Genomic DNA, 18,642 nt, shown 5'->3' on the forward strand with positions numbered 1-18,642 from the left:
GCCCGCTCCCACAGGATTGCGCGGTGGTTCAAACGCCACGATACCTGTGGGAGCGGGCTTGCCCGCGATGGCTATCTAAAAGACAAAGAGAGTGTCAGCCCTTTTTCATCCCCAAACACTCAATGGAGTGATCCACCATCGCCTTGGCAATCTCCAGCAAATGCCAGATCGAGTACACCATCGCCCGGTCGGCGCCCTTGAGTTGATCGCCACACTGATACGCCGTGACTGACGCGCATCGCAGCAGGTCGGCGACATAGAGTTGGGTGTCTTCAAAACTCACGTCTTTGCTGACGTTGTAGAAACGCATTTCATCGGTTGGTGCGGGTTGTTTACCGGTGAGGTAGAAATCGATGGCGCGATAGAGCGCTGATCGATCCCTGAGCGGGTCTTCAGTGCTGGTTTCGTTGTCGGGATTTTCGGGAGGCGGATCGGGAACGGATTTCTTCATTGGTAAAACTCCTGGAATTAATTGGAGCCAACCGATATCGCGACTAAACGAACAGGGGTGGCGGCTGCACGCAGGTTAGTCGACCGGTCACCAGGAAACCCGGCGCACCCAAGGGTGCCCTGCGCACAGCCACCATAACTTTCAGGTAATAAAAAACACCTGACATGAGGTGGCGCTGTACGCCTGGTAAGATCCGGGCGACTAAACCCGATCACTGATGAGCAGTGACGGACCGAGACTAGCCACGGAATTCGGCAGGCGCAAGCGAGCGAAATGATCTAGGAAATGTCCTGCAAAAGAAAGGGAACAGACCTGCAAAACCGCTGATTTTCCTGTACGAAAACTTCCCTCTGGAAGTCTGTGATCACCTGTGGCGAGCGAGCCTGCTCCGGGCGGCGTTCCGACGATGGCCATTTCACGGACATCGACCTGTTACTTCTTACAGTTTCGGTCCGGCCAAAAAAAGCCCAGTCTTTCCTCAGTCAAAGCGAAGGACCGTCAATGCCGTGAACGCTCATCACCACACCGCGACACCGACGCTGTCGGTCATCGATCCACGCGCCCTGACGGTTCGCAGCGTCGGCTATTGCCGCCATCCCGACAGCCCGGTGATTGATCCACGCATCACCCGGCAACGCTTCGACGCGGCGGGGCGGTTGTTCGAGTCGTGGGACCCACGTTTGTGGGGCACGGCGCCGATGCCGAACCTGACCACGCTCTACGGCTTGAACGGGCAACCGTTGTTGACGGACAGCGTCGATGCCGGGTGGCAGTTGAGTGTGCTGGATCAGGCGGGTTCGCCCTGTTCATTCTGGGATGCACGAGGCAGTCAGCGTCACACCGAGTTCGACGAACAACAGCGGCCCGTCACCGTCACGGAACAGGCCGTGGGGGAACGACCTCGCGTGGTGGAGCGCTTGACCTATGGCGGTTCCGAACCCGCGTACGCAGCGCACAACCAGTGCGGACAGATGATCCGCCATGACCACCCGGCAGGCACTCAATGGGCTGCCGACTACGGGCTCGTCAGTTCAACACTGGTTGAAGAGCAACGCTTTCTCGCTGACCTCGAAACCCCTGATTGGCCCTTGGATATCAATGACCGAGAGGCGTGGCTGGAAGATCAATCGTTCATCACCCGCCACACCTTCAACCCCGGCGGCGAGCTTCAGCGGCAAACCGATGCCATGAGCAACGTTAGAACCTTTGGCTACGACGTGGCCGGTAAGTTGAGTGAGGCCTGGCTGCACATGGCCGGCGAGGGCAGGCGAGCGCAACGGCTGGTCAGCGACATTCATTACAACGCGCTGGATCAGGTCGAACGTGAAACTACCGGCAATGGCGTGCTGACCCGCGCCGAGTACGCCGCCGATGACGGACGGCTGATTCGGCTGACGGTGGCGGTCGGTAACCAGAACCCCTTGCAGGATCTGCACTACGTCTACGACCCGGTGGGCAACATCGTCGAACTGCACGACCTGTCCCAGCCCGTCAGCCATTTCAACAACCAGCGCATTGAGCCGATCAACCGCTACCGCTACGACAGCCTCTATCAATTGGTCGAAGCCCAAGGCTGGGAGGTCAGCCAGCCGAGCCATGGTCCAGCTCTGCCGACACTGCTGCCCACGCCGCTGGACCCCAACCAACGGCGCAATTACGCCCAGTGCTTCGAGTACGACCGGGCCGGGAACTTGATCACCCGCCACCACAGCGGCGCGCCCGGGTTTTCGATGTTTACCTCGGAACGAAGCAACCGCAGCCTCGGGCAACGGGGCGACGGTTCGCTGCCAGGCGAGTCTGAAGTCGCCTCGGGTTTCGATGCCTGCGGCAACCAGTTGGAACTGCAACGCGGGCAAGCCATGGTCTGGGACATCCGCAATCAATTGCATCAGGTCACCTTGGTCAAACGCGAAACCGAGCCCGACGACTACGAATGCTACCGCTACGACCACCCCGGCCGCCGCTTGCGCAAAATGGGATTCGCCCAAAGCAGCGGCCGCACCCTGCGCACCGAAGTCCGTTACCTCCCCGGTCTGGAAATCCACCGCCAGGCCGATGGCGAAGAACACCACGTCATCAGCGTCGAAGCCGGACGCAGCAACGTGCGGGCGCTGCACTGGCCCCAAGGTGCTCATGACGATCACTTGCACTACAGCCTTAGCGATCACCTCGGCTCCAGCACCCTGGAACTGGATGACGAGGCGGGCGTACTGACCCAGGAACACTATTACCCCTTTGGCGGCACGGCGTGCTGGGCGGGGAAAAGTACGCTGGTGGCGCAGTACAAGACTATTCGCTATTCGGGTAAAGAGCGGGATGCGACCGGGCTTTATTACTATGGCTACCGGTATTACGCGCCGTGGTTGCAACGCTGGATAAGCCCGGATCCGCTTGCTGCAATCGACGGTTTGAATTTCTATCGAGCACTTAGGAACTCGCCAATCACCCTGCGAGAAAAGTTTGGACTCGTCCCCGTACATCCTGACGATGTACATCAAAATGAACGAATAGCAGTCAACTCCGAAGAAGAACAAATTTCAAATGAGTTTTCAGTTGGCGAGTTAGCTGTTGCAAATGCGCTGCCCGTGGCGGAATCCTTGTCGGATCGAATTGCCACTTATTTTGAGTTGAATTCTGCTCGTATAGAGAAAATGAATAAAATGTTCAGACATCAACCATTGAGCGATACGAAGATTCAGTCCGGCAGAATGGTAATTCCAGACGAAGGCGGAACGGCTTTGGTGGATGAATTTATCAACGAATATCTTCCATCCGGCACCTGGATTTTTCGGACTAACTACAAACGTACAAATACCAAAGATTTTTTTGCGAGCGATGTTCAGCTTGTTCAGGTGGCTTTACTAGGTATTTCTGATTATCCCAATATCATTGTCCGGAATGAGGTTAAAAATGAACAGACACTTGAGCTGACCAGTAAGTTTGAAAGTGGCACGGAAGAGCTAAAAAATGCTTTTTTTATGACTCCGAATGGGAAAAATACAGCACAGATACTAAAAGCTTTGGCCTTAGACGCAATCAGTGTGACGAGATCTACTAATAAAGGGGCAGATTTCCCCAGTTTTTACGTCAAGGTACGTCCGCAGTTAGCTTATAAAAAAAGAGGATCCTCCGCCCAAGCAGCCGAACGAACGAATCTGCCTTCTTAACGCTTGTTCAACCCCCGCGCCAACCGATCCCCACCGAGTTGAATCACCGCCACCAACGCCACCAGCAGCACAATCACCGTCAGCATGATCTGGCTATCAAACCGCTGATACCCATACCGGTAGGCAATGTCCCCCAACCCGCCTGCACCAATCGCCCCGGCCATGGCCGATGAGTTGATCATGGTCACCAGCGTAATCGTGAACCCGCCGACAATCCCCGGCAGCGCTTCCGGCAACAACACGTGCCAGACGATGTGCCAGCGCCGGCAACCCATGGCTTGCGCCGCTTCGATCAGTCCATGGTCGACCTCGCGCAAGCTGACTTCGGCAATGCGCGCAAAGAACGGTGTAGCCGCGATGGTCAGCGGCACCACGGCCGCCCATACGCCATAGGTGGTACCGACGATCAATCGGGTGAACGGAATCAGCGCCACCATCAGAATCAAAAACGGGACTGAGCGGAATAAATTCACGAATGCGCCCAAAGCACGGTTCAACGCTGGCGCTTCGTAGATGCCGCCTCTGGAGCTGGTGACGAGAATGACCGCCAGCGGAATGCCCGCCAACAGCGCGATCAACGACGAGACGCCGACCATCAGGAACGTGTCGATGAAACCCTGCAGCAAGCGATCAAACCACATAGCCCAATACCTCCACCTGTTGCGCCCAATGGGAGGCGCGTTGACGCAACTCTTCGGCACCGAGAGTCGAGCCTGTCACCGCCAGCAGCAGTTGCCCAAGCGCATGACCCTGAATCCGTTCCACGCCACCCTGCAACAGCCGCACGCGGCCACCGAGGGCGCTGAACAGCGCGGCCAGGTCCGGTTCGTCACGTTGACTGCCGGTAAACTGCAAACGCAGGACCACAGCGGCATCGTGGGACTTCGCTTGCGCCAACAGACGGTTTTGCAGCTCTTTCGGCAATGCGTGTTGCAACGGCGCCAGCAATGTCTTGCTGACCTCGTGCTGCGGATTGCCGAACACTTCCCACACCGGCCCTTGCTCGACGATGCGCCCGTGTTCCAGGACAACCACGCGATCACAGATCTCACGGATCACTGCCATCTCGTGGGTGATCAGCACAATGGTCAGGCCCAGGCGCTGATTTATCTCGCGCAACAGGCCGAGGATCGACTGCGTGGTCTCCGGGTCGAGCGCCGAGGTGGCCTCATCACACAGCAGAATCTCCGGGTCATGCACCAGCGCCCGGGCAATGCCCACGCGCTGTTTCTGCCCGCCCGACAACTGCGCCGGGTAAGCCTTGTGTTTGGCCTGCAAACCCACCAGTTCCAGAAGTTCACGGACTTTCTGCTCGCGTTGTTCCTTGGGCACGCCAGCGACTTTCAACGGCAGTTCGACGTTCTGCCAAACGGTCTTGGCCGACATCAAATTGAAGTGCTGGAAGATCATGCCGATGCGCCGACGCAGCGCCACCAGGCGGTCTTCCTCGAACTCGCCGATGTCGACCTGATCGATCAGCACCCGACCGCTGCTCGGTTGTTCCAGGCGGTTGATGGTGCGGATCAGCGACGACTTGCCGGCGCCGCTGCGGCCGATGATGCCGAACACTTCGCCGCGCTGGATCGCCAGGTCGATACCGTGCAGGGCGGCCACCGGCCCTTGCTGGCCGTTGTAGGTTTTGCCCAGGCCGATGAAGCGGACGTGGGCACGATTGAGCTCGGGATGCAGCTCGGTTTGTTCAGCACGTTGAGGCTCTGGAATCTCCAGTCGCCGTTGGAAGGCGGCGGTCATGCTCAGCTTTCCCAGCCGGCTTGATAGAGCTTGCCGTGGGCTTTATCCAACGCGGCGCGCACAGCGGGTGAGTGCTGGTAGATGTCGACGAACTTGATCAGGCGCGGGTCGGTTTTGCTCTTGGGCTGGATCACGAACTGAATCACGTACTCCTTGTGATCGAGGCCGTCGAACAGCAGCGCGGAGCCCGCATCGAAGGTTTTCGACAAGCGAATGTAGGCCGGGTAGCCCTGCACCAGATCGGCATCGTCATAGGCACGTACCAGTTGCACGGCTTCGACCTGGAGGATCTTGATGTGCTTCGGGTTGGCGATGATGTCTTCTTCGGTGGCCTTGTAGCCGACGCCGGGCTTGAGGGTGATCAGGCCAGCCTTGGCCAGCAGCTGCAAGCCGCGCCCACTGTTGATCGGATCGTTGGCGATGGCCACGCTGGCGCCTTGCGGCAGTTCGTCGAAGCTTTTGTATTTCTTCGAGTAGAGGCCGACGTTGTTGATGATCCCCGGCGCGAATGGCACCAGGTCGAACCCTGACGCAGCCTTGGCGTTTTCCAGGAACGGGATGTGCTGGAAGTAGTTCACGTCGATGTCGCCAGCGGCGAGGCTGACGTTCGGCGCGATCCAGTCGGTGAACTCCACCAGTTCGACTTTCAGTCCTTGTTTGGAGGCCTCTTCGACAGCTGCTTCAAGGGGAATGGCGAAAGCGGCGGTGGTGCCAATTTTCAGGGGGGCGTCGGCGGCGAAGGTCACCGAGCTGAACAGACCGAAGGCCAGGGCCAGTGCTTTGACTGGGTGGGAGAGGTAGTGCTTTTTCATGATGAGTAATCCAGTCAGTGCATAGAATTTGTGGTGTTTGGTCGGGCCTCTTCGCTGGCAAGCCTGCTCCTACAAGGGCCTGCGATCCCCTGTAGGAGCAGGCTTGCCAGCGAAGCTTTTTAGCGGCGATAGGTCGAGCCGGTATGTTGCTCAGGCAAATGCGCCTCCCGCTGAAACAGCTTTTCGCGCAAGGTGCCGCTGTCGTACGCGGTCTTGTACGAGCCCCGCCGTTGCAACTCGGGAATCACCAAATCAATGAAATCCACATAGCTTTCCGGCGTAACAATGCGGGTCAGGTTGAAGCCATCCAGACCCGTCTCGGCGATCCACGATTCCAGTTCATCGGCTACCTGCTCAGGCGAGCCAACCACCGTGATGTAACGACCGCCGAGAGCGTGCTGCTCCAGCAATTTGCGCCGGGTCCAGTCGTTGTTTTGCAGGTGTTTGGTGGCGGACTGGATGGCGTTGCTCTTCACGTACTGGATCGGCTCGTCGATTTCATATTGAGAAAAATCGATCCCGGTGGACGCCGAAAAGTGCGCCACGCCGGCCTCTGCACTGGCGTAGCTCAGGTATTCGGCGTGCTTGGCCCAGGCCAGCTCTTCGGTGGCGCCAACGATCACGTTCAGGCCCATGAACACCTTGATGTCCTCGGGATTGCGCCCGGCTTCGACGGCACTGGCGCGCACCTTGTCCACTTGGGCCTTGGTCGATGCCTTGGTCTGACCACTGATGAACACGCACTCGGCATGTCGCCCGGCGAACAGCAAACCGCGATCCGAGCTGCCGGCCTGGAACAGTACCGGCGTGCGCTGCGGCGAAGGCTCACAGAGGTGATAACCCTCGACCTGATAGAACTCGCCCTTGTGCTCGACCTTGTGCACTTTGTCCGGCTGCGCGTAGATCCGTTGCTGCGGATCGTTGAGTACCGCGCCGTTTTCCCAACTGCCTTCCAGGAGTTTGTAGAGCACCTCCAGGTACTCGTCGGCCTGGTCGTAGCGGCGGTCATGCTCGACCTGTTCGCTCAGGCCCATGGCCTTGGCGGCGCTGTCGAGGTAGCCGGTGACGATGTTCCAGCCGACCCGCCCACGGCTCAGGTGATCCAGGGTCGACAGGCGGCGGGCGAACAGGTACGGCGCTTCGTAGGTGAGGTTGGCGGTCAGGCCGAAGCCGAGGTTTTTCGTCACTGCCGCCATCGCTGAAACCAGCAGCAGCGGATCGTTGACCGGCAACTGGATCGACTCTTTCAACGGCACGTCCACCGAGTTCTGGTAGACGTCGTAGACCCCGACGATGTCGGCGATGAACAGGCCGTCGAACAACCCGCGCTCCAGCAACTGCGCCAGTTCGGTCCAGTATTCGATCGTGTTGTAGCGGGTGGATGTGTCGCGCGGGTGCGCCCACAAACCGTGGTTGATGTGCCCGATGCAATTCATGTTGAAGGCATTCAGCAGAATTTTCTTCTTGGCCATCAGATGGTCCCCCGCAGTGGCGGGTTTTCATCGTTGAGGTAGTAATTGCCGACGGCGTGATATTTCCAGCGTACCGGGTCGTGCAGGGTATGCACCCGGGCGTTGCGCCAGTGGCGGTCGAGGCCGTGTTCAATCAGGGTCGCCTGGCTGCCGGCCAGTTCGAACAGCGTGCTGCCGGCGGCCAGGGAGATTTCTGTGCTGAGGGCGCGGGCTTCGGCAACGGCAATCGACGCGGCCGCGACGGTCTCGGCATGGGTGTCGGCCTGGGCCTTGTCGAGGTATTCACCGGCACGTTCCAGCAGTGCCTCGGCAGCGTGCAGGCGAATGCTCAGGTGGCCGAAGCTCTTGAGGGTCAGTGGATCGTCCGTGGCTTTTTCGTGGGTGGCGTCGATCCACGGCCGGGTTTTGGTGCGCACGAAGTGCAGCGCATCTTCATACGCGGCGCGGGCGATGCCGGTGTCGATGGCGGCATGAAGTATCTGCGCCAGCGGACCGACCGGAGTCGGGCGCTCGAAAGCGCTTTGAAAGGGGATCACATCTTCGGCGGCAACAAAGACATCTTCGAACACCACCGAACCGCTGCCGGTGGTGCGCTGGCCGAAGCCGCTCCAGTCGTCGATCACCGTCAGGCCCTTGCTGTTGCGCGGGACGAACGCCAGTTGCTGCACGCCGTTTTCATCCACCACCGAGGTGGGAATGCGCTGGGCGTAAATCGCACCCGTGGCGTAGAACTTGCGACCATTGATGCGATAGCCGCTGCCGTCGCGAGTCAGGCTGGTGACGCGATCGTGTGCGGTTTTGGTGCCGAGTTCGGCCAACGCATTGCCGAAGCGCTGGCCGGCCAAGACTTCGGCGTACAGGCGTTGCTTCTGCTCGTGGCTGCCGTTCACCCGCAGTACTTCGAGTGCATAGAAATGGTTCTGCGGGATCTGCCCCAGGGAGCCATCGGCCCGGGCAATCAGAGCGATGACTTTCGCCAGGGTCACGTTGGATACACCGGCGCCGCCGTATTCCTTTGGCACGCTGATGCCCCAAAGACCCGAGCGGGAAAAAACCTCCAGTTCCGGATGTGGCAAACGGCGCTCGCGGTCGCGTGTGGCGCTGTCGCGTTTGAAATCTTCGGCCAGGTCGCTGGCGACTATCAGGGCTTGTTCATCGCTGGTAATGACCGCGACGTGCTGAGAACTTGTCATGTGTTTCTCCAGATGTCTGGTCGTCAGATCCAGGAATGGCGATTAGGCAGCGTGCTATTGAGGCGATAGGCGCCAACCGCGTGATACTTCCAGCGCACCGGGTCGTGCAGGGTGTGCACCCGGGCGTTGCGCCAGTGGCGGTCGAGGTTGAATTCGGCGAGGGTCGCGCGGCTGCCGGCCAGTTCGAGCAGCTTTTCGCTGGCCAGCAACGAGATCTCGGTGGTCAGCACTTTGGCTTCGGCCACGACAATCGAGGCGCGGGCGGCAGACTCGGCGGTGAATGGTGCGGCGCTGACGTCATCGAGTACTTGCCCTGCTTTGCGCAGCAGCGCTTCGGCAGCGTGCAGTTCGATTTTCAACTTGCCGATATCGGCGATCACGTACAGGTCATCGCTGGCTCGCTCGACCTTGGCGTCGATCCACGGCCGGGCGCGGGTTTTCACGAAGTCGATGGCGTCGTCGATGGCGCCTCGGGCGATACCGGCGTCGATGGCTGCTTGAATCAGTTGCGAGACGGCACCCTGAATGTTCGGCGTGTCGTTGATCCGCCAGTTATCCACCACCAGTTCGGGATCGACCTGCACGTTGTTAAGCAAAATCGTGCCGCTGGCGGTGGTGCGCTGACCAAAACCGGACCAGTCATCGACGATGCGCAAGCCCGGTGTGCCGCGACGGATGAATGCCAGCACTTGTTTGCCATCGTCGTTCAACGCTTTGACCGCGACCCAATGGGCGAACAGTGCTCCCGTGGAATAGAACTTCTGGCCATTGAGGACGCCGTCAGCGGTGATGCGCGCCTTCAGCTCCAGGGTATTTTTGCTGCCGCGTTCCGGCCCGGCATTGCCGATGCGCCAGCCATCGAGGACGCTTTTGAACAGTTGCCTTTTCTGCGCTTCGGTGGCGCTGCCGAGCACCAGGTTGAGAATGCCGAACTGGTTTTGCGGGATCTGCCCAAGCGCCGGGTCTGCCGCGGAAATGATCGCGAAGACCTCGGCCAGGGTGACGAACGAAACCTGCGGGCCTCCGTACTCGCGGGGGATGGAAATGCTGCCCAGGCCGCTGCGGGTGAACTGTTCGATTTCAGACCACGGGAGCTTGCGCTGCCGGTCACGTTTGGCCGCTTGCAGACGGGCGACTTGCGCCAGTTCGTGGGCCGCCTTGATGGCTTGAGCATCGTTGCTCAAGACTTGTGCGGGCAACAACGGGGGGGCGATGTCCAGGTCACTCTGGACGATTGCATCTGCCAGACTGGACATCAGTGCCGCTCCTTGGCTGCACGCAATGCCCTGGCGATCTGCACTGGGGTGATTGTGTTCCGGACCATACCTACCTCACATCTTATGGAAGCGCTGCTTGTGGCGGCGCATGAAAACAAGGATGTCCGGTGGTCCGGTGTATATACCCTAAACGCGTATAAATATTTTATGAACTAACTTTTAGGAATATGCATAGAAGGTCAAAAGATCGCAGCCTGCGGCAGCTCCTACAGGGTTGACGACGATGCGCGTAGGAGCTGCCGCAGGCTGCGATCCTTTGATTTCAAGCCAGGACTCATTGCTTGCGGGATTCGGCAGCCTTGAGCACTTTTTTCGGGAGGACTTTCAGATAAGAATTGGCACAACCGATCTTCAGCGTGCGAGCCGGCGCCCAGCGGGAGTTATTACCCACCCTGTCGAGAATGCAGTACGTCACTTCCAGCCGCAGGTCTTCGCCGGCTTCGAGGATGATGGCCGGCGGTATCCAGACCTGGATCGGCTGGCCCACATCGGCGGACTTGAGCCGTGGCAGATCCATGCGCACATCGCCCCAGCGCAGGGTGATTTCGTCGTCGACGGCCATGTTCAGGTACGGCTCGATGGTCAAGGGAACACCGCGTTTGACCTGGCTCGGATTGACCCCCTGACGACGAATCGCCTCGGGAATGCCCACCGGTGCCAGGCACTGGTTTTCATCGCCGCACAGCGCGGAGGGTTGGCCGCCTGGACAGTCGAGTTTGATCTGCACGTTTCGGCTGGCCGATATCGTCGGGCCCCGGCCAACCTGCATGACCCGGTAGTGAATGCGCGAAGTACCGTTGGCGACAAAACTTTCAGGCACCCGCAGTTGCACCGGTTGGCCGACATTGCAGGTCGTCAGCACGCGGGAGGCCACGTAGCAGTTGTCCCAGAACAGTTCGATCAGGTCGCCTTCGTCCATGGCGGGGTAGGGCGCGACCTCGATCAGCAGGTGCGCCGCGCAAGTGACGTTGATGCCGGTCTTGTTGGATTGCGCCAGGGTCGGGGCCACAAGCCCGGATTTGTTCGAGGTGCTGTTCATGAAGTCTCCTTGAAGTCTTGCAACGAAGTCCGTTTCTGGAATATCAAAAACTAATAATCTCGCAAAAAAACGATTAATTACTTTGGGCTTAAATAATGATTAAAGCGTGATGTGTGTCGCTGGCTGGAGACTAGATAAGAGTCAGGAAGATCAGGTGTCAATAAGATTTGTTAGTGATGAGTGATGAGTGATGTGTGCGGTTATTCAGAAAACTCCTACGATCCCAAGTAAGTAAACCATGTCTTTGCGTCGAATTTGTCTGCTGAAAGAGGAGGAGTATGGGTGAATTGGTGCAAATCATCGGCTCGGTCTTGCGATAGAGGATCTGATCGAATTGGCACTGTTTAATTGTTGTGATGATTGTATTTGTAGCGTGCGCGCGTACAGGATTTGCATGTTAAATAGATGAGTTTAGTTTGGTATTAATGAGGCGTATTTCGAGGAGGGGTCACTTCCATCCATGGAAGTTTACCGTTGTTGCGCAGGGTTGTTAGTTGTGGGCGTTATTCAGGAACTTACTCAGGAATTGCTTGGTTCGTTCTTCTTTCGGGTTGGCAAACAACGCCTTCGCTTCGCCTTGCTCGACGATCACGCCCTTGTCGAAAAACACCACACGGTTGGCCACGTCCCGGGCAAAGCCCATTTCGTGGGTGACGATCACCATGGTGCGCTTCTCTTCGGCCAGGCCGCGGATGGTCGCCAATACCTCACCCACCAGCTCCGGGTCGAGGGCCGAGGTCGGTTCATCGAACAGGATCACTTCCGGTTCCATCGCCAGCGCCCGGGCAATCGCCACGCGCTGTTGCTGGCCACCGGAGAGGCGACGCGGGTAAGCGTCTTCCTTGCCCGCCAGGCCAACCTTGGCCAACAGCTTTTTACCCAGGGCAACGGCATCGGCGTGCGGGATCTTCTTGACGATGATCGGGCCTTCGATAACGTTTTCCAGAGCGGTGCGATGGGGGAACAGGTTGAAGTTCTGGAAAACGAAGCCCACATGCTGGCGCAAACGCCGCACCAGGCTCTGCTGCTGGTTCAGGGGACGGCTGGTATCGACCTCGATATCGCCGACCTTGATCCGGCCGCTGGTGGGTTCTTCCAGAAAGTTCAGGCAGCGCAGGAAGGTGGTCTTGCCCGAACCGCTAGGGCCGATGATCGCGACCACCTCGCCTTCCTTGACCTCAAGATCGATGCCGTTGAGCACGACTTGACCCTTGAACTGCTTTGTCAGTTTTTCCACGACAATCATTGGGTCAGGACTCCTGGTCGTGCCGATTGACCCGCGCTTCCAACTGGTTCTGCAGGTGCGAAAGCACCGTGGCCAGGACCCAGTAGATCAGTGCCGCGGCAAGATACATGGTGAAGATTTCGAAGGTGCGGGCGGTGATCAGCTGTGCCTGGCGGAACAGTTCCGGCACCTGGATGGTGGCGGCCAGCGCGGTGTCCTTGACCAGCGAAATGAAGCTGTTGCCCAGCGGCGGCAATGCGGTGCGCATCGCCTGCGGCAGGATGGCCCGGCGCAGGGTCTGCGCGCGGGTCATGCCGATACTGGCAGCCGCTTCCCACTGGCCACGCTCGATGGAACTGATCGCGGCACGCAGGATTTCACAGGCGTAGGCGGCCATGTTCAGCGAGAAGCCGATCAGGGCCGCCGGCAGCGGATCCAGTTCCAGACCCAATTGCGGCAAGCCGTAATAGATCACGAACAGTTGCACCAGCAACGGCGTGCCGCGAAAGAACGACACGTAGATGCGGGCGATCCAGCTCACCAGCTTGAAGCGCGACAGGCGCATCAGCGCCAGGCCGAAGCCCATCACCAGGCCGAAGAACATCCCGCCGAGGCTGAGGATCACCGTGTAGTACGCGCCCTTGAGCAGAAAGGGCGCGGAGTCCAGTGCGAGTTGGAAAGCTTCTCCCATTATTGAGTGACGTCTGCGTTGAAGTATTTTTCCGAGAGCTTTTTCAGGGTGCCATCGGCGCGCAGCTTATCGATGGCCTTGTTCACCGCGGCCAGCAGTTCAGGCTCGCCTTTGCGCAGGGCAATGCCGGCTTCCTGACGGGAGAACGCATCACCGGCGGCGGTGGTGTCCTTGGCCTTTTTGGCGTATTCCAGCGCGGCGAGGCGGTCGATCAGAATGGCGTCGATACGGCCGACACGCAGGTCCTGGAACTTGGTCGGATCATCTTCGTAGGTGCGGATGTCAGCGGTCGGCACATTGGCTTTCACCCACTCTTCGTAGTTGGTGCCCAGGCCTACGCCGACTTTCTTGCCAGACAGGTCGGCGGCGGACTTGATGTTCAGCTCGGCGGCCTTCTTCGTCAGCACCAGCGCCTGAATACCGGAAACGGTGTAGGGCTCGGAGAAGTCATACTTCTTCTTGCGCTCTTCGGAGATGGTTACCTGGTTGATCACTGCGTCCAGGCGCTTGGATTCCAGGGCGGCGAGGATGCCGTCCCATTTGGTCGGTTGCAGTTTGACTTTGACACCCAGCTCTTTGGCCAGGGCTTCGGAGAACTCGACTTCGAAGCCGGTCAGTTTGCCGTCGGCGTCGACGAAACTGAACGGTGGGTAGGTGCCTTCCAGGCCAACGTTGATCACGCCGGCGTCTTTGATTTTTTGCAGTTGCTCACCGGCAACCGCCTGGCCAATCAGGCCGGCGCTCAGTGCCAGGCCCAGCGATCCCACCAGCAGATTGCGACGTAGTGCGGAAAAATTCATGACAAGCCCCTGTGTTTTCTTATGGAAGACGCTTAAGGAAAGTTGGCAAATTCGGGATTCGGACGACTGCAATATCCTGCCTTAATGCAGCTTATGCGTCTCCTTGCAAATTCGCCTGCGGCGTGACTATAAGACGACACAGTTAGATAATAAAATAATAAATATTCTATTTGTTATTCGTTAATTGAATATTCGGTGCCATAGGAAAAGATCGCAGCCTGCGGCAGCTCCTACAGGTGCATGCCGATCCATGTAGGAGCTGCCGCAGGCTGCGATCTTTTGATCTTCTGAATCGCTTACAGAAAATCCTTATAGGCAAACAACGCCGGCGCCCCACCGGTGTGCAGGAAGATAATCGGGCCTTCGTCGAAACGCTGACGCCCGATCCCATCCAGCAACCCCGCCATGGCCTTGCCAGTGTAGACCGGGTCCAGCAGCAAGCCTTCCTGACCTGCCAGCAGCTTCACCGCCGCCAGTGTCCCGGCGTTCGGTTCGCCATAACGCGGGGCGAAATACTCGTCCCACAACTCGACTTTGAAAGCGTCCGGCAGGTTCACGCCCAGCAGCTCGGCGGTGCGTTCGGCCAGGCCTTGAACCTTTGGCCGCTGATCTTCATCGCTGCGCGAAACCGTCACGCCGATCACTGGCAGATCCGGCAGTGCTTCACTCAAGGCCAGCGCCAGTCCGCTGTGAGTGCCGGCGCTGCCCGAGGCCAGGACCACGGCGGCGAACTGCAGGCCGGTGTCCTTGATCTGTTCGGCCAGTTCCAGCCCGGCGCGCACGTAGCCCAGGGCGCCCAGCGCATTTGAACCACCGATCGGCACCAGATAGGGCTTCTTGCCGTTGCTGCGCAGTCTGTCAGCCAGGGCTTGCAGTTGTTCGTCGGCGTTGTCGAGGTTTTCCACCAATTCGACCTTGGCATCGAACAGGTCAAGCAGCAGGCGGTTGCCGTTGCCGGTGTAATTGCTGTCGTTAGTGCCGAGAGGGTTTTCCAGAAGGGCTACGCAGCCCAGACCCAACTTGGCGGCAATGGCGGCCGTCTGGCGTACATGGTTCGATTGCAACGCGCCGGCGGTGATCAAGGTGTCGGCACCCTGGGCCAAGGCATCGGCGGCCAGATACTCGAGTTTGCGCAGCTTGTTGCCGCCCATCGCCAGCGGCGTCAGGTCATCGCGCTTGACGTACACGTCGCGGCCCAACCAGGTCGACAGGCGTTCGAGTTTTTCCAGGGCGGTGGGCTGACCGAGCAGGTCGAGGCGGTTAAAGCGGGCGAGTTGTTGTTTGATCATGGGTCCGTACTGGCCGTGGAAGATCTCAGGACTATAGGCAGGCCCCAAAGCCTGGGCAACCGTCAATCGCTTATAGCCAATCGAACTGAGCACAGCACTATTGGTTCTTAATTTGCCTCGTGACCCTTGCCGTAAAGTAATCGCCGTCAGTGCGGCCAGACAGTCCGGTCGCCCGTGAGGAGTTTTTACCGTGAGTGAGCGTTCCAGCCATTGGCAATTGCAGACCATCGTCAGTCAGCTGCGCACGGCACGTGAGCAGTGGCGTGCACAAAACGGCCGGGCCAGCGGCGAGCAGGGCGGTCGCGAACTGCCCTCCCGGGCGGCCATGGCAGAGATTCTCGAAGCCCTGTGCGGCGCGCTGTTCCCGATGCGCCTGGGGCCGGTGGACTTGCGTGAGGAGAGTGAAGACTTCTACGTCGGTCATACGCTGGATGTGGCGCTGAATGCGCTGTTGGCCCAGGCGCGACTCGAATTGCGCTACGCCGCGCGCCACAGCGCCCAGGCCGATACCGAGGTCGAAGCCAAAACCATCCAGATCATTCAGGACTTCGCCCTCGCTTTGCCTGGGTTGCGCAGCCTGTTGGACACCGACGTGCTCGCGGCCTATCACGGTGACCCGGCGGCCCGCAGTGTCGATGAAGTGCTGTTGTGCTACCCGGGGATTCTGGCGGTGATTCACCACCGGCTGGCCCACCATTTGTACCGTGCCGGGCTGCCGTTGCTGGCGCGGATCAGCGCGGAAATCGCCCACTCGGCCACCGGCATCGACATTCACCCCGGCGCGCAGATCGGCCGCAGTTTCTTTATCGACCACGGTACCGGCGTGGTGATCGGCGAAACCGCGATCATCGGCGAGCGCGTGCGGATTTATCAGGCGGTGACTTTGGGCGCCAAGCGCTTCCCGGCGGACGAAGACGGTCAGTTGCAGAAGGGCCAGCCACGGCATCCGATTGTCGAGAATGACGTGGTGATTTATGCCGGGGCGACGATTCTTGGCCGGATCACCATCGGTCAGGGTTCGACCATCGGCGGCAATGTCTGGCTAACCCGTAGCGTGCCGGCGGGCAGCAACCTGACCCAGGCGAATCTGCAGTTGGATGATGGGGCGCAGAAGTAATGCCCCGGCTTTTTGGTGAGAGATAGTTTTCGCTGGCTGTAGGAGCTGTCGAGTGAAACGAGGCTGCGATCTTTTCAAGTGCACTGCAAAAGTCAAAAGATCGCAGCCTGCGGCAGCTCCTACAGAATCCCCCCAATCCCCGCGTCATCCCCTTCCTTAAGCTCGTGTAGGAAAGCTACCGCCGAGCCCTGCGATTAGTCCTTAGCCCCCTATCCATGTTTAACTTGAACGCTCATTCAAGTTAAACCGGCGGTTCGCTGCCCGCTCACAACAGGAGGCTTGCCTTTGCTGAGTCCGATTTCTACAGCCACGATTTTCCCCTCCGAGGTGCACCGAACGTGAGTGCATCGTCCATCCCTCCAAGCGGCCTGATCCGCATGAATCCGCCGGTGTTCTGGTTCTCGGCGAGTTTCATTCTGTTGTTTGGTGTCGTTGTCATCGCCATGCCCGAGCAGGCCGGTGCCTGGTTGCTGGCGGCGCAAAACTGGGCGGCCAACACGGTCGGCTGGTATTACCTGCTGGCGATGACCCTGTATCTGGTCTTCGTGGTGGTCACCGCCTTGTCCGGCTACGGCAAGATCAAGCTCGGTGCCGACCACGACGAACCCGAATTCAGTTATTTGTCCTGGGCCGGCATGCTGTTCGCCGCCGGGATCAGCATCACTCTATTTTTCTTCTGTGTGTCCGAGCCGCTGACCCACATGCTGCAACCGCCCCAAGGCGAGGCCGGTACGGCGGAGGCGGCGCGCCAGGCGATGCAGATTCTGTTTCTGCACTGGGGCCTGCATGGCTGGGGCGTGTTCGCCTTTGTCGGCATGGCGCTGGCCTACTTTGCCTACCGGCATAACCTGCCACTGGCCCTGCGCTCGGCGCTGTATCCGCTGATCGGCAAGCGCATCAATGGCCCCATCGGTTATGCGGTGGATGGCTTCGGCATCATCGCCACGGTGTTCGGCCTCGGCGCAGACATGGGCTTCGGCGTGTTGCACCTCAACTCGGGCCTGGACTACCTGTTCGGCATCGCCCACACCCAATGGGTTCAGGTCGGCCTGATCACCTTGATGATGGGCGCTGCGATCATTGTTGCCGTATCCGGCGTCGACAAGGGTGTGCGGGTGATGTCCGACATCAACATGCTGCTGGCCTGTGCGCTGTTGCTGTTTGTGTTGTTCGCCGGCCCCACGCAGCACTTGCTCAACACGCTGATCCAGAACGTCGGCGACTATCTCGGCGCCTTGCCGATGAAGAGTTTTGATCTGTACGCCTACGGCAAACCCAGCGACTGGCTGGGCGGCTGGACGGTGTTCTACTGGGCCTGGTGGATCGCATGGTCGCCGTTCGTGGGCCTGTTCATCGCACGGATTTCCCGTGGCCGGACCATCCGTGAATTTGTCTTCGGCGTGCTGTTGATTCCGCTCGGCTTCACCCTGGCGTGGATGTCGATCTTCGGCAACAGCGCCATCGATCAAGTGCTCAACCACGGCATGAGCGCGCTCGGCATGTCGGCCATCGACAATCCGTCGATGACGCTCTATCTGCTGCTGGAAACCTACCCGTGGAGCAAAACCGTCATCGCGGTCACGGTGTTCATCAGCTTCGTGTTCTTCGTCACCTCCGCCGACTCCGGCACCGTGGTGCTCTCGACGCTGTCCGCCAAGGGCGGCAACCCGGATGAAGACGGGCCGAAATGGCTGCGGGTGTTCTGGGGGGCGATGACCGCACTGGTGACCAGTGCTTTGCTGTTTTCCGGCAGCATCGATGCGTTGAAGTCGGCGGTGGTCCTGACCTCGCTGCCGTTCTCGTTGATTCTGCTGTTGATGATGTGGGGGCTGCACAAGGCGTTTTATCTGGAATCGCAGAAGCAGATTGCGCAGATGCATTCATTGGCACCGGTGTCCGGTTCACGGCGGGGTGGTTGGCGCCAGCGCCTGAGTCAGGCGGTGCATTTCCCGTCGCGGGATGAGGTCTATCGCTTCCTCGACACAACGGTGCGCCCGGCGATTGAAGAAGTGTCTGCCGTGTTCCGGGAGAAGGGCTTGCATGTGGTGACGCATCCCGATCCGGCGACTGACAGCGTCAGCCTGGAGATCGGCCACGGCGATCAACATCCGTTCGTTTATCAGGTGCAAATGCGCGGTTACTTCACGCCATCGTTTGCCCGTGGCGGCATGGGTTCCAAGCAACTCAACAATCGCCGTTACTACCGGGCCGAAGTGCATTTGAGCGAGGGAAGTCAGGACTACGACCTGGTGGGCTACACCAAGGAGCAGATCATCAACGACATGCTCGATCAGTACGAACGGCACATGCAGTTCCTGCATCTGGTGCGTTGATCGCGGGCAGGGCGCCGGGGCTTT

Annotated in this window: 15 protein-coding genes; 3 read left to right on the forward strand and 12 right to left on the reverse strand. The window is 59.2% G+C overall.

The genetic code is table 11. From position 1 onward, the window contains the following. Window positions 1-94: 94 nt before the first annotated feature. Window positions 95-451: a DUF6124 family protein gene (locus tag AC1D19_RS15830; protein WP_477763752.1), complete on the reverse strand. Its 357-nt coding sequence runs from the start codon at window positions 449-451 to the stop codon at window positions 95-97. 506 nt (window positions 452-957) lie between these two features. Between AC1D19_RS15830 and AC1D19_RS15835 the strand changes: the two genes are divergently transcribed. Next, the gene (locus AC1D19_RS15835) at window positions 958-3,618 is read left to right on the forward strand and encodes an RHS repeat domain-containing protein (protein WP_477763753.1); all 2,661 of its coding nucleotides are present in this window, start codon (window positions 958-960) and stop codon (window positions 3,616-3,618) included. On the opposite strand, the gene AC1D19_RS15840 is transcribed toward AC1D19_RS15835, so the two are convergent. From AC1D19_RS15840 to AC1D19_RS15890, 11 genes are all read right to left on the reverse strand, one after another. Next, window positions 3,615-4,259, reverse strand: a complete 645-nt coding sequence (locus AC1D19_RS15840) for a methionine ABC transporter permease (RefSeq protein WP_108216106.1) — start codon at window positions 4,257-4,259, stop codon at window positions 3,615-3,617. The two genes, AC1D19_RS15835 and AC1D19_RS15840, sit on opposite strands and share 4 nt — an antisense overlap. Beyond that, the gene (locus AC1D19_RS15845; RefSeq protein ID WP_477763754.1) at window positions 4,249-5,370 is read right to left on the reverse strand and encodes a methionine ABC transporter ATP-binding protein; all 1,122 of its coding nucleotides are present in this window, start codon (window positions 5,368-5,370) and stop codon (window positions 4,249-4,251) included. Before AC1D19_RS15845 ends, AC1D19_RS15840 begins: the two co-directional genes overlap by 11 nt. A gap of 2 nt (window positions 5,371-5,372) precedes the next feature. Further along, window positions 5,373-6,182, reverse strand: a complete 810-nt coding sequence (locus AC1D19_RS15850; protein WP_477763755.1) for a MetQ/NlpA family ABC transporter substrate-binding protein — start codon at window positions 6,180-6,182, stop codon at window positions 5,373-5,375. Between the two features lie 119 nt (window positions 6,183-6,301). Beyond that, window positions 6,302-7,654: an LLM class flavin-dependent oxidoreductase gene (locus AC1D19_RS15855; protein ID WP_477763756.1), complete on the reverse strand. Its 1,353-nt coding sequence runs from the start codon at window positions 7,652-7,654 to the stop codon at window positions 6,302-6,304. Continuing rightward, window positions 7,654-8,847 carry an SfnB family sulfur acquisition oxidoreductase gene (locus AC1D19_RS15860; RefSeq protein ID WP_477763757.1) on the reverse strand — a complete coding sequence of 398 codons (1,194 nt, stop codon included), beginning with the start codon at window positions 8,845-8,847 and terminating at the stop codon, window positions 7,654-7,656. Before AC1D19_RS15860 ends, AC1D19_RS15855 begins: the two co-directional genes overlap by 1 nt. Before the next feature lie 23 nt (window positions 8,848-8,870). Further along, on the reverse strand, window positions 8,871-10,103 hold the full coding sequence (locus AC1D19_RS15865) for an SfnB family sulfur acquisition oxidoreductase (protein ID WP_477763758.1): 1,233 nt from the start codon (window positions 10,101-10,103) through the stop codon (window positions 8,871-8,873). 295 nt (window positions 10,104-10,398) lie between these two features. Continuing rightward, window positions 10,399-11,163: a hypothetical protein gene (locus tag AC1D19_RS15870; RefSeq protein ID WP_477763759.1), complete on the reverse strand. Its 765-nt coding sequence runs from the start codon at window positions 11,161-11,163 to the stop codon at window positions 10,399-10,401. 490 nt (window positions 11,164-11,653) lie between these two features. Next, on the reverse strand, window positions 11,654-12,409 hold the full coding sequence (gene tcyN, locus AC1D19_RS15875; RefSeq protein ID WP_477753105.1) for an L-cystine ABC transporter ATP-binding protein TcyN: 756 nt from the start codon (window positions 12,407-12,409) through the stop codon (window positions 11,654-11,656). Window positions 12,410-12,413: 4 nt separating this feature from the next. Beyond that, window positions 12,414-13,079: a cystine ABC transporter permease gene (gene tcyL, locus AC1D19_RS15880; protein ID WP_046040764.1), complete on the reverse strand. Its 666-nt coding sequence runs from the start codon at window positions 13,077-13,079 to the stop codon at window positions 12,414-12,416. Then, on the reverse strand, window positions 13,079-13,879 hold the full coding sequence (gene tcyJ / locus AC1D19_RS15885) for a cystine ABC transporter substrate-binding protein (RefSeq protein WP_223457337.1): 801 nt from the start codon (window positions 13,877-13,879) through the stop codon (window positions 13,079-13,081). The genes tcyL and tcyJ overlap by 1 nt, the downstream gene beginning before the upstream one ends. 296 nt (window positions 13,880-14,175) lie before the next feature. Continuing rightward, window positions 14,176-15,168 carry a D-cysteine desulfhydrase gene (locus tag AC1D19_RS15890; protein ID WP_477763760.1) on the reverse strand — a complete coding sequence of 331 codons (993 nt, stop codon included), beginning with the start codon at window positions 15,166-15,168 and terminating at the stop codon, window positions 14,176-14,178. 190 nt (window positions 15,169-15,358) lie between these two features. On the opposite strand from AC1D19_RS15890, the gene epsC reads away from it, so the two are divergent. Together epsC and betT are read left to right on the forward strand one after the other, a co-directional pair. Further along, window positions 15,359-16,285, forward strand: a complete 927-nt coding sequence (gene epsC, locus AC1D19_RS15895; RefSeq protein ID WP_477753107.1) for a serine O-acetyltransferase EpsC — start codon at window positions 15,359-15,361, stop codon at window positions 16,283-16,285. A 377-nt stretch (window positions 16,286-16,662) separates the two neighbouring features. Continuing rightward, window positions 16,663-18,618: a choline transporter BetT gene (gene betT / locus AC1D19_RS15900; protein WP_477763832.1), complete on the forward strand. Its 1,956-nt coding sequence runs from the start codon at window positions 16,663-16,665 to the stop codon at window positions 18,616-18,618. The last annotated feature ends 24 nt before the right edge of the window (window positions 18,619-18,642 follow it).

The organism is Pseudomonas sp. P1_C12, from assembly GCF_056406435.1.